11 protein-coding genes and 1 pseudogene are annotated in these 11,401 nt (G+C 51.8%); 1 reads left to right on the top strand and 11 read right to left on the bottom strand.

Annotated features, from left to right (window positions below):
- The coding region (locus QMM04_RS17350) for a GGDEF domain-containing protein (RefSeq protein ID WP_282996615.1) at positions 1-902 on the top strand (902 nt) is incomplete at its 5' end.
- Here QMM04_RS17350 and QMM04_RS17345 read toward each other — a convergent pair.
- The 11 genes and pseudogenes from QMM04_RS17345 to QMM04_RS17295 all read right to left on the bottom strand — a co-directional run.
- Complete coding sequence (locus tag QMM04_RS17345; protein ID WP_282996614.1) at positions 894-2,498, bottom strand: mechanosensitive ion channel domain-containing protein; 1,605 nt, start codon at positions 2,496-2,498, stop codon at positions 894-896. The two genes, QMM04_RS17350 and QMM04_RS17345, sit on opposite strands and share 9 nt — an antisense overlap.
- Positions 2,499-2,520: 22 nt before the next feature.
- Positions 2,521-2,835: a YicS family protein gene (locus QMM04_RS17340; protein WP_282996613.1), complete on the bottom strand. Its 315-nt coding sequence runs from the start codon at positions 2,833-2,835 to the stop codon at positions 2,521-2,523.
- A 16-nt stretch (positions 2,836-2,851) separates the two neighbouring features.
- Complete coding sequence (locus tag QMM04_RS17335; RefSeq protein ID WP_282996612.1) at positions 2,852-3,844, bottom strand: HAD family hydrolase; 993 nt, start codon at positions 3,842-3,844, stop codon at positions 2,852-2,854.
- The gene (locus QMM04_RS17330) at positions 3,841-4,857 is read right to left on the bottom strand and encodes an oxygen tolerance domain protein (RefSeq protein WP_282996611.1); all 1,017 of its coding nucleotides are present in this window, start codon (positions 4,855-4,857) and stop codon (positions 3,841-3,843) included. The genes QMM04_RS17335 and QMM04_RS17330 overlap by 4 nt, the downstream gene beginning before the upstream one ends.
- Positions 4,854-6,356 carry a VWA domain-containing protein gene (locus QMM04_RS17325; protein WP_282996616.1) on the bottom strand — a complete coding sequence of 501 codons (1,503 nt, stop codon included), beginning with the start codon at positions 6,354-6,356 and terminating at the stop codon, positions 4,854-4,856. Before QMM04_RS17325 ends, QMM04_RS17330 begins: the two co-directional genes overlap by 4 nt.
- Positions 6,356-7,330 (bottom strand): VWA domain-containing protein, encoded by a 975-nt coding sequence (locus QMM04_RS17320; RefSeq protein WP_282996610.1) that lies wholly within the window; start codon positions 7,328-7,330, stop codon positions 6,356-6,358. The genes QMM04_RS17325 and QMM04_RS17320 overlap by 1 nt, the downstream gene beginning before the upstream one ends.
- Positions 7,323-7,763 (bottom strand): DUF4381 domain-containing protein, encoded by a 441-nt coding sequence (locus QMM04_RS17315; protein ID WP_282996609.1) that lies wholly within the window; start codon positions 7,761-7,763, stop codon positions 7,323-7,325. The genes QMM04_RS17320 and QMM04_RS17315 overlap by 8 nt, the downstream gene beginning before the upstream one ends.
- A complete protein-coding gene (locus QMM04_RS17310; RefSeq protein WP_282996608.1) occupies positions 7,744-8,670 on the bottom strand; it encodes a DUF58 domain-containing protein in 927 nt (308 codons plus the stop codon). Before QMM04_RS17310 ends, QMM04_RS17315 begins: the two co-directional genes overlap by 20 nt.
- The gene (locus tag QMM04_RS17305) at positions 8,670-9,662 is read right to left on the bottom strand and encodes a MoxR family ATPase (RefSeq protein ID WP_282996607.1); all 993 of its coding nucleotides are present in this window, start codon (positions 9,660-9,662) and stop codon (positions 8,670-8,672) included. Before QMM04_RS17305 ends, QMM04_RS17310 begins: the two co-directional genes overlap by 1 nt.
- Positions 9,646-10,950 (bottom strand): anaerobic sulfatase maturase, encoded by a 1,305-nt coding sequence (locus tag QMM04_RS17300; RefSeq protein ID WP_282996606.1) that lies wholly within the window; start codon positions 10,948-10,950, stop codon positions 9,646-9,648. The genes QMM04_RS17305 and QMM04_RS17300 overlap by 17 nt, the downstream gene beginning before the upstream one ends.
- Positions 10,951-11,000: 50 nt before the next feature.
- A pseudogene (locus tag QMM04_RS17295) lies at positions 11,001-11,401 on the bottom strand (arylsulfatase); the annotation flags it as partial.

Genomic DNA, 11,401 nt, shown 5'->3' with positions numbered 1-11,401 from the left:
TTTTCGCACTGGCCGCCTGCGTGGCGGGTTATGTGCGCATGTTTTCACGCCATATAATACAGTTAACGATTGCGATTCTGCTTTGCTGGCAAAGTGTGTTGTGGTCAATATGTGCCTATTACTTTATCGCCGAGTGGCAGTTAGCTTTTGCCTATCCTTTTTGCATTATCCTGATGCTCACCGCACTGGTGGCACTCTATTTTTTTCCGGCGGGTTTATTACTGTTTATCACACCGTTGTGGTTGACCTTGTTCGTCGCCAGCCTTCATCGTAATGACGGCGTGAATATGCGCTTTCTTGTTGTGTGGTTGTTCTTCAGCATTATTTTATTTACCGGACGATTCCTGCTGCAACGCTGGTTTGACGAAGCCTGGCAGCGACACAGTGAAAACCAATTATTAATCTCACGCCTTGAACTTCAGGCGCATCAGGATGGATTGACGGGCACAGCCAATCGCCGGGTATTGGATGATTACCTGACGTTGATGGTGGATCAGCATCAATCTTTTGCGCTAATGATGCTCGACGTCGATTACTTCAAACGCTTTAACGATCATTACGGTCATCAGTTGGGGGATGATTGTCTGCGTCAGATCGCTACTGTGCTAAAACTGGCCATACGTACGCCTGAAGATTTAGTCGCTCGTTACGGTGGCGAAGAGTTTGCGCTGGTGTTGCCGGATGCTAATCAGCAGCAGGCTATGCTGGTCGCCGAACGCATCCAGCAACAATTGCTTGTAAAAGCGATACCTCACGCGGCCTCCGAAGTCAGTCAGCATGTGACGATGAGTATCGGAATTGCAGCTTCAGCGGGCGGTGTGGCAGTCAACGAGCTCATTGCCGCAGCCGATGCGGCGCTGTATCGGGCAAAAAAAGGTGGACGGAATCGCACATCAGCTTAAATCAGAGGAAGAAGCCGGTGGCGTAAACCAGGCTTCACGACGCACGACAACAGGATGATCGGGCTGGCTAATGAAGTTAGGTGACATGATTTGGACGCCATATTCATTAAATACGTCCTGAATTTGGCTATGAAGTTCTGTGCGTGCAGCGGACAATGCAGTGCCCGGTAGCAAACTCACCTGCAATTCATAATTCACGTACCAGTCCTGCAACGCTAACTGCCTGATTAGCGGCGCAGTTAACGCGCTCACGCAATCACTTCTGCTGGCGGCCAGTTGTAGCATGGCGTGAACCTGGCGCCAGGGCACATCATAGCCAATGGTTACCGACGTGGTGAGATTTAGTCCTTTACCTGCCGATGCGCTACTGAGATTGATGATTTTGCCACTTACGACCACTGCGTTGGGAATGGTGACGTCGTAATTTTCTCGTGTTTGAATTTTTGTCGCCAAAATTCCCACATCTGTCACTACACCTTCATGCTCAAGGATACGAATGATATCGCCCTTACGCAACGCGCGTGAGTAAGTGAGCACCAATCCACTCATGGCATGATTCATCACTCCGGCCGATCCCAGCGTTAGCATTAGGCCGAAGAAAACGCTGATCCCCTTAAATGCCAGAGTGTTAGCGCCCGGCAAGAAAGGATAAGCGGCTGACAATGCCAACAACCAAATGGCCAGCCCAATCAATCGACGCGTGACGCCTAAGGTTTCTGGGTGAAAACCAGCGACTCTCAGTTTGCCATGCTCGATACGCGTCAAAGCAAGATTAATCAACTTCATGATGCCAGCAGTGATCAGGAAAATCACCGCGACCACGGTCAACCCCGGTAATGCTGCCAGTAAGGTCAGCGCAATCCCCTGCAACAGCGCCATCGCGTAGTCACCTAAATCCTGTCCCCAGGTCCGCGTCCAGGGGAATAGCCGCAGTGTCCAACTCAGCCAGATATAAGTCACAATTAACGCGAAGAGGAGTGACAAAATGTTCAGGGATTGCCGCATTATCGATCTTAGAATTTGCCGTAATGGGAGAAACACGCTTACTTCAGAATTCAAGGCCTGAATCTGGAGACGACGTGACATCAGACGATTAGCACCGACTACGCCACCGATCAACAGTAGTAAACTGGCTAGCCCAAGTAGGCTTTTACCCGCTGATATTAGGAGATAGTGGCTAGAATACTGTTGTATCAGGGCATGGCGTAAATTTTCGAAACGCATCTGCACATGCTGCGCCGCCTGATTAAGTGTCAAATCATCACCTTCATCGAGGTCCTGCTCGGCCAGTAACATAAAAGGTTTGTTGTTGATGGTAAATAAAACGACTTGTTGCTGGTAACGATGAAGCGTTTCAATCTCAACCGGATGTGTTAGATGTTCGTCACTTAATGCACGGACATTGCCGACAATCCGTTTAATTCGTTCTTCGGGTGTCGTCAAGCCAAAGGTCGCCTGCAGCATGACAATCGGTTGGTTAAGTAATATCAGTGTTCGGGCACGCTCCTGCGGCGTTGGGGCCTGCCGCGGTTCAGCCGCCCAGGCGCCGTTTGTCGAAGCGACCAGGCAGATCAACAACAGTATGATGCGTTGCATAACTCAGCACCCCAACGTAACGCTACGGTTCAACGCCCGAAAACATCGCCAGTTTTGGACAACTGACCTGTTTAATATGTTGATGATAGGTTGTTTGATTATTCTTTTTCAGCGCATCAGCCGCGTTCACAATTGCGTCGTGATTTTCTGAGCTATTTAAAAATACCTGCTTAATGCGTTCATCAGGAATATCTTGCGCCAGATGGCAGTGGTTACGCAGGTCGGTGATAATCTGCTGCTCACGCAACGCATAGGACAGATTGCTATAGGGTGATTTCGCCAGTGTCAGAAATGGGAGCATTACCAATAGTGAGCAAGCGCTGATCTTCCGAAACATAGAGCCTCCAGCGGCGTTATTCAGGTTTACACAGTGTAGGATCAAATACCGTTTGCCAGTCGTGATGCATGTCAACAACGACCCAGCCATAGCGCGGGGCAAGTGTTAGTCCAGAGACCAATTTACCGCTGGCATGCGGATGTGCGTCATAGCCGTATTCCCGAGCGGGATCAGTGTGATGTATCAGTAGGCCCAATGTTTTCATCTTCGGATTGGATGAAGTGTATTGCAGCATTGGCACATCACCGTCACTGTTACCAAACGCTGCAACTGGGCGATGGCCCATAAAAAGGTGGATCGCTACAGGTTTTGCGGCCTCGTCGTCAAGAAACGCGCCGTGCATGGTTTTACGTAATTGCGTATCGTTTTCACTCAAGCTAAATTCGGACAAAGAGAATGTTCCGATCACTTGTTCCGGTGGTATCCCATACATTTTTTCAGCCAGTACACGCATGAAATCGACGCCACCACCCGACACAATCCATGTTTTAAATCCGTTTCTACGCAGGTAGTCCAGCAACTGACGCATCGGCTGGTAACTCAAGGTGTCGTAACGGCAGCCAAAACGGGGATGGCGGTGCGTATCAACCCATTGCGCTACGCGCTGGGCGAATTCATCCGTGGTCATTCCGGAGTGCGTCAGGGTTAGTAATTTCAGCAGCCCCTGTTTCCCGGCTTTTTCTAATGCCGCTTTATCATCTGACAGGACGGCCTGAACCATGGGATCTTGCTGCCATTGCGGGTGGGAAGGCGCGAGCCGCTTCACTTCATCAACCGCAAACTGTAATTGGAAAGTGAGAGGGGCTTCCGGCCAGAGCGTGCCGTCATTATCAAAGACCACATAACGTTCATTAACAGGAATGAAGGCGCGGCTACCAGGCGCTGTCGTTTCCTGAACCCACTGTACGATAGCTCGCTTCGCAGCGGAGTCACGCCATGCAGAAAGATCGTCTGCCTGGACAGCTGAGCCCCATAGCAATAATGAGGCTAATAATAATTTTCCCTTCATAACCTTTTCCTGTTCTGTGGGACCAATAAAGGGAGGGCAGTGACGTGCCATAGATGCCGCCACATGTGAAAAGCGAACAGAGCCGCGCGCCATATCCATCGCCGGGTAAACCAAACCAGCACGACCATGCCGAGAAGCAGAAGGGTGATCGTCCACAGTTGCCAGGCTGTCAGCGAATGGGACGATTGCAAGGTCATTTCACTACCCGCCGCCCGTGCAGGCAAAATGGTGTAACGGATCGCGGGCAACTCAGCGAGTCGCCATTGATGTTGCGAAGTATTCCACCAGCGCAGCTTGACTGCGGGTAAATCAAGTGAACCGGGGGTGTCGGGTAAATAGCGCAGCCGTTCAATATGTTGGCTACCGACAATCTCATCCCTGCCTTCAATCAGAGGCGAATTAAGTGTGATCAGTTTTTGTGTGGTGGGGCCTGGTAAGTCAGCCAGTATCGGCGGAATTTGTGCAGCAATGACATCATGTGCCTGCAGCGTTACCTGACGTTCAACAACATCACCAACATGCAGAGTTTGATCCCTTTGCGCGCGATAAAACGTCACTTTTTGCGTCAGTGAAAGGGCACTTGCAGGTAAAAATCTATCAGGTTGTTCGACATCAGTTGGCCAATTAACCGTTGTTTCCAGCTGCGGCAGCTGTGCTGTTTTCGGCGGTTGGCCGGCAGATTGCAGCGTAATATCCAACTCTGGGAGACGTAATTTTCCCTGATCCCAGGCCATGAGTTGACGTTCCATACGCACACCACTCCAGCTCAACCCTTGTTCTGTCTTGCTGACTAACTGATTAGGAATAGGTGTGGGCAGTAAATTGCCATTTTCGATTGGAAAATCAGGCCACTGAGGTGGGGGATTGAACCAGCTATCCGTCCAAAAAGTGATGGCAACACGCAGGGGTTGACCCGGTACGAGTTGATCGGGCACCACTAACTCACGTGTAACATCCATCGCCGCACGCGCGGGAAAGGCCAGAATAAACAAGCACAATAAGAGCAGTTTCATGGCGCCTCCGAATGGTACAGATTTTCGAGGAGCCCGCTGGGAGAGAGGATTAAATTTTGATACCACTGATTAATCTGAGGGGACGCTTGCTGCAAGGGCTGCATATCTTTTTGCATGACGCCCTGATTTTTCGCCAGATCCTTTTTGATCGCATCCGCACTCTCTTCCTGCTCTTTTCCCTGGGCATCCTGGCGGTCGCGTTCTTTCTGCCTTAACTGCATGACAATTTTTGCAATACTGGCGCGATTCTGCTGTGCCATAGGCCAGCCAGGACGAAGGCTGAGTGCCTGATCGTATATATTCAATGCCTGCTGCCAGTGTTTTAGTTGGGCTTCACAATTACCGGCCCACAACAGAGATTCCGGGGTCGGTGGGACAAGACGAAAAGCGGCGCTGGCCCCGGCGAAATCCCCCGCATAATAGAGGGCGATGCCACGTCTTAAGGGATCCTGATAATGCCGGGCAGCGGATGTGTAATCTCCACGCTTGAAGGCCTGCTGACCTTGCATATCAGGTCTAATAAAACGATCTATCAGACTGGCGTGTGCCGGAGGTGCAATCCAAATCCATGGCAGGATGACCCACGCAGCGACAACTTGCCGGCGCCATAGCAGCGACAACAGCAACATCAAAGGGATCAATAAATATCCACTGTTATGCCAGGGCAGATCCACGCGATCATTCTGCTGAGCAACAACAGTTTGCCGAATGTGACGCCGTATGCTGACAAGGTCATCATCATCGATGGTTGCCAGTGTCACGGGCAACCCGTGCTGCTGAATTTGCTTGAACCGGGCCACATTCAGGCGGGTATCGATACCACGTTGAGCAAGCGCTTCAGGTAATGCACCTCCGCGAGCGGTTCCTGGTACCCAAAGCTGAATGGGCAAAGTCGTGTTATTGAGCAAACTCACATCCGCCGCGCTCAGGGAATCTGCGATTAACAGTATCGAACGGGGTGAGGCGGGTAGGTTTTTTTCTGCCAGCGCCAATGCTGGCTGCAATCCATCACCGTCACTGTCAGGGAGTAACGTGGGTTGTTGGGCTTGTAAGAATAGGGTGTAAAAGGTCGGATCGGTGGTCATTGGCGTTGTCAGCCAGGCTCCAGCCCTGTAAACCACCAGACCAAAACGACTTCCTGGGAGTTGCTGCATCAGTATCGTCAGCTTATGTTGCATGCGTTCATGGCGATTAGGAGGCAGATCCTGTGCCAGCATGCTGAGATCCTGTTGCAGAATCACCATGACATTACTTTGAGGGGATTCGCCCGCAGGCGGCTGTTTGTGCCAACTGGGTCCAGCAAGCGCGACGAATCCCGTTGCCAGCAACCACGGCAATAGGGCACGAGCAGGCAGGCGCTTTCCGATAATCAAGAGATGAAAGGGTTTTGCCAGAATGCGTGGCCACTGACTATCCGTTCTGCGCAACCACCATGCCAGCCCCAGGCACAATGGCAATCCTGTTAACCACCAGGGATGCAATATGTGGAATGCGTTCATCATCTACGCTCCCTAATCTGACTGATGAAAGTGATGAGCAGCATGAGCAACATACTCATGGCCAGTGGCCAGATAAAGAGGGGTTGTCGCAGCGCGAAACCTAGGGTTTTGACTTGTGCTGGGGTTTGGGCATCAATGGTTCGCCACACGCTTTGCAGCGCCACACCTGAAGTTACAGCCTGAAAAGCATTCCCCCCGGTTGTATGAGCCAGCCTTTGCATCAGGGCGACATCCACTTTGTCTTCGCCACCCGCGGCTGGGTCACCAAAGGCAATGGTATCAACCTGTACATGATGAGAAGCTGCCAATTGCGCCGCCATCGCGGGAGGCAATTGTGATGCGGTGTCATTGCCATCGGTAAGCATAATTGCCATACGGCTGGCGTCCTGTTCGAGTGAACTGTCGAGCAACTTCACGGCCACACCCAGCGCATCCCCGATCGCCGTTTGCTGCCCGACCATACCGGGCGATAATTGTTGTAACCGTGCCAGCAACGCTTCTTTGTCTTCACTGATCGGAGCAAACGGCCAGGCGCTCGAACCAAAGATCACCAGGCCAATACGATCTTTTTTGCGTTGCTGCACAAACTGGCGCACCGATTGTTGTACCGCCTGCAAACGTGTCATGCCGCCACCTGCATCGTTCTTCTCCATCGAACCCGACACATCCAGTATCAGAACCAGATTGCGCATCGGTTTAGTCTGTACCTGAGGGGGCAAAAGATATTCGGGGCGCGCCAGTGCGCAGATCATCAGCAACCAGCTCAACCAAAACAGCAGTGACAGGCTTCGATTCCTGTCGGGAACCGGCGTATCCAGTTGTAATTCTTCGATTAAAACGGGAAGAAAAGGAACACGAACTTCCTGCGCGACAGGCGGTTTTGTGGGTGGCAGAAAGTAACCCAATAACGGTATTGGGAGTAACAGCCATACCCATGGCCAGGCAAAATCAACGCGGCTCATCCACTCAGACATCGGGCAGCGCCTCCAGCCAGCGTTGTATCTGTTGACGCAATTGCTGGTTATCTGCGCTGCTCAGGTGATTGTCCGCCTGGCAATAACGCCGGCAGAGTTGCTGCCTGAGTGATTCCGTCAGGGGAAGCTCGGCGAGTATGGATTCCGGCTCACTCTGCTCGCTGATAAGCGCACGCGGATGATGCACCAGCTGAATCCGTTTGATTAGATTCAACCAACTGTCAGCATCCTCAACATGATGCAGCAGTGTTCGTGCTTCACGGCGCCAGCGATTTCGATACCAGCGTGCAGCTCTCACCAGTAAAAATGCCATCAGACAAATTAGCATCACCGAGAGCAGCCACCACCAACCCTCGGGCAAAGGGAACCATGAAACAGCAGACGGCAATTCGGGATGTTGTAGTGTGGGAACACTAAAGCCTTTTGCCAGCATGATCATCTCCCCGATGTAATTGCGCCATGAGGGGTTCTCCGACCACGATATGGCGAACGTCAACGCCCAGCCGGGATAAGCGGTTCTGCTGATGTGACAGGCGCGCGCTAACACTTTGTTTAATTTGCTCGCGCAAAGCTGGGCTTAGTGCAAAAGAAACGTGCTGATGTTGATAGCGGGCCGCCAGATTTCCCCGAGCGGGCAGGCGGAGATGAAGGTCATCAAGCACAACGAAAGCGGTGATTTCACAACGCCGGCGCAGTACTGCAATCAAAGCCTCGCTTTGGCTATCCAGATCGTGAAAATCGCTGATCAACGCCATCCAGGTGCCAGCAGGAATCAGGCTGGTTGTGCGCTGCAGCACCTCATGTAATGGCAGCGAAGATACAGGCTCTTGCGCATAGCCTGGCGCTAAAGCCTGATTAAAACGGACAATATCCGAGAGTAAGGGATGCAACGCGAATTTGGCTGAACGGCAACGTTGTAGTGCGACAGACTGATCATCAAACAACGCAAAGCCTAGCCGATCACCATCGTGCCAACTTCTCCATGCCAGCAGTGCAGCGATATTGGCTGCCGCTACGGATTTCATTTGCCCTTGGGTGGCAAAAAACATATCCAAACGCTGATCGATCAGCAGGAATACAGGGCGCTCTTTCTCTTCATTGTAGAGACGTATCCACGGTGAACGCAGCCGCGCCGTAGCCTGCCAGTCAATGAGCCTAACATCGTCACCGGGTTGATAACGCCGTAGACTATCGAAGTTAAGGCCACGCCCTTGTTGTCGTGACACTCGTTCTCCAGCCATCGCCGTTGGCGGCAACTGGCCCGGTGGATTCTGAAGCTTTTGAGCCTCGGTGGCGAGTGATAATAAGCCGGGCAGGGTCACTGTGATGGCCTCGCTCATCAGGCCACCACTGCGTCTAACAACATTTGGACCACATGATCAGCACTCATGCGGTCGGCATTTGCCTGATAACTCAATAAAAGACGGTGACGCAGAACCGCAGGCGCAACACGCTGAACATCTTGTGGTAACACTGCATCCCGGCCCTCCAGCCACGCTTGCGCCCGACTGGTTCTATCAAGCGCCAGCGTACCGCGCGGGCTTATACCCAACGCAACATAGCTGGCAAAAGTTTCACTGACCCGCGCCGTCTGGCGAGTCATCTCTACTAATGAAACGATGTAGTTTTCAACCGTGGGAGCAACATACACATCGGAAATTGCCTGCCAGCAAGCGGCGATATCCTGCTGGCTTAAACGTGGCTCATCACGTTTTTTATCCGTCGCGGCCACGCCCAAATACTTAGCCTGTTGCTCAGCGCGCACTAATTGCATGACGCGTTGCTCATTCTCTTTTGACGGGTAATCCACCCGTACTTTCATTAAAAACCGATCTAACTGGGCCTCGGGTAACGGCCAGGTCCCTTCCTGATCGACCGGGTTTTGCGTAGCCAGTACCATGAATACGCCTGGCAGGGGCCAACTTTTACCGGCAACCGTGACGTGCCGCTCTTCCATTGCTTCCAGCAATGCCGATTGCACGCGAGCAGAAGCGCGATTGATCTCATCTGCGAGGATCAAATTGCCAAACACCGGACCGGGACGGAAACGGAATTGGTCCTCTTCCCGAACGGCGTTTTGTTGATAAATTTCACTCCCGGTAATGTCTGAGGGTAGCAAGTCGGGAGTAAACTGGATGCGCTTAAATTCTCCCTCGATATGACTGGCCAGTTCACGTACGGCGCGGGTTTTCGCCAACCCGGGTAAACCTTCCAGTAACACATGTCCATCACATAACAGCGAGATGATCAGCATGCGAACGAGCTCCTGCTGGCCTAAAACCTGCTGATTCATGCTGACTTCCAGCGCCAGAAACTTATCGCGTAGTGTCATGCTCCGCCTCCCGTTGTTGCGGCTGCAGCAGCGAGGCGATGCCCACCAGAATGGGTTGTGCGAAGTTAAAGAAGGCCTTAATACCAGGGCAGAGGTAGTTCAAGCCGAGTTCACCTTCTTCGCTGCGCACGATGCGGTTCTTCGGGCATTCTCCCCAACACAATTTGAGATAAGGACAGCGTTTACACGCAGAAGGTAGCGTATCGCGTTTTCCCATACCGAAGGCTTTCTGCCGCTCGGAAAATGCCATACGGCTGAGTTTGGTGTGTTTCAGGTTACCGAGTTGATATTCGGGATAAACATAGTGATCGCATGAGTAGATATCACCGTTTTTCTCAATCGCCAGGCCTTTGCCACAAAACTCCGAGGTCACGCAGATCTGTCCAGGCATCCCCATGGTCTGCGCAACGGCTGTTTCAAACAGATTGACCTGCACGCGGCCTAAATCGTTATTGACCCACTCTTCAAACGTCGCGATAAGAAATTTTCCCCAATCGTCAGGATCAACTGACCAATCGGTAACAATCGAGTCCAGATCGCCGGGTTTTGCTCGCCGGCTACCTGTCATCGGGATGCTATCATCGCGCCAGAATTGTGGGGCGGTATGTTTGAAATCCACCGGTTCGACACAGGGATTAAACTGGATGTAGGTTGCGCCGAGTTCACGTGTCAGAAAACGATACACCTCCAGCGGAAAACGCGCGTTAGTCCGATTAACAGTTACCAATGCATTGAAAGGGACGCCATGTCGTTTCAGCGCTGCAGCACCTTCCATTACTTTCTCAAAAGTGGGCTTACCACTGCGAGTCAGGCGATAGCGATCATGCAGCTCTTGTGGACCGTCAATGGATAATCCCACCAGAAAATGATGCTGTTTAAGAAACCGCGCCCAGTTGTCGTTGATGAGAATACCGTTGGTTTGCAGATCGTTTTCGATTCGCTGTCCGGGCTTTTGATATCGCCGTTGGAGTTCGACGACTTTTTCAAACCAGGCTAATCCCATCAACGTAGGTTCACCGCCTTGCCAGGAAAATACCACCTGGTCTCCATCCTGCCCCTCAATATACTGGCGAATATAGGCTTCCAACACGTCATCGCTCATGACGCTGTGATCCTGGTGAAGCAGTTGTTCTTTGTGCAGATAAAAACAGTAGTTGCAGTCAATATTGCAGCGAGAACCCGTAGGTTTGGCCATCACATGAAAACGTCGGGTGTAAGCTGGACCTTTACCATTGTATTTGTTGGCGCTGGGCAATGGGCGCAACGCCAGCGTGGTGCTGTGTTTCATCGCAACCTCCATTAACCGGGCACGCGCGTGCCCGGTTGTCATCGGCGAGCTTAGTTAGTGGCCGGACTGCCTTCATTAATCAGTTTCTGCACATCAGAAACTGTGAAGGAGCCAGGTTTTTGTCGCGGAGGGAACTCTTTGAAACTTTGCAGCATTTCGGCGGCATATTTTTGTGCACCACCGAGCAGGAACAAACGGTCATAGAACCAGTGGTTATAGTCCATGCCATCATCACCGCGTTCCAGTGGGTCAATCTCAAGATCGAAGATCAGCGGCGTGCGCAGTTTAGTGAACGGGTATTTCCACAGATCCAGTCCGGTATGTTCCTGAATCATGAAGTGGGCTTTCCAGCGGCCATAACGCATTGCCAGTAAGTCTCCATCGTCACTCCAGTAAAAGAACTCGTGACTTTGATCCCGCGCTTTGCCTTGCATGAAATCGAGTTGATTAT

The organism is Pantoea sp. Pa-EAmG, assembly GCF_030024295.1.
Taxonomy (GTDB): domain Bacteria; phylum Pseudomonadota; class Gammaproteobacteria; order Enterobacterales; family Enterobacteriaceae; genus Pantoea; species Pantoea dispersa.
This window is presented reverse-complemented; position numbering and strand designations above follow the sequence as displayed.

Excerpts from the sequence above, each read along its gene's own strand:
- QMM04_RS17325 (WP_282996616.1), bottom strand. The coding sequence starts at position 6,356 with ATGAACGCATTCCACATATTGCATCCCTGGTGGTTAACAGGATTGCCA.
- QMM04_RS17310 (WP_282996608.1), bottom strand. The coding sequence starts at position 8,670 with ATGAGCGAGGCCATCACAGTGACCCTGCCCGGCTTATTATCACTCGCC.
- QMM04_RS17315 (WP_282996609.1), bottom strand. The coding sequence starts at position 7,763 with ATGCTGGCAAAAGGCTTTAGTGTTCCCACACTACAACATCCCGAATTG.
- QMM04_RS17305 (WP_282996607.1), bottom strand. The coding sequence starts at position 9,662 with ATGACACTACGCGATAAGTTTCTGGCGCTGGAAGTCAGCATGAATCAG.
- QMM04_RS17330 (WP_282996611.1), bottom strand. The coding sequence starts at position 4,857 with ATGAAACTGCTCTTATTGTGCTTGTTTATTCTGGCCTTTCCCGCGCGT.
- QMM04_RS17320 (WP_282996610.1), bottom strand. The coding sequence starts at position 7,330 with ATGTCTGAGTGGATGAGCCGCGTTGATTTTGCCTGGCCATGGGTATGG.
- QMM04_RS17345 (WP_282996614.1), bottom strand. The coding sequence starts at position 2,498 with ATGCAACGCATCATACTGTTGTTGATCTGCCTGGTCGCTTCGACAAAC.
- QMM04_RS17335 (WP_282996612.1), bottom strand. The coding sequence starts at position 3,844 with ATGAAGGGAAAATTATTATTAGCCTCATTATTGCTATGGGGCTCAGCT.
- QMM04_RS17300 (WP_282996606.1), bottom strand. The coding sequence starts at position 10,950 with ATGAAACACAGCACCACGCTGGCGTTGCGCCCATTGCCCAGCGCCAAC.
- QMM04_RS17340 (WP_282996613.1), bottom strand. The coding sequence starts at position 2,835 with ATGTTTCGGAAGATCAGCGCTTGCTCACTATTGGTAATGCTCCCATTT.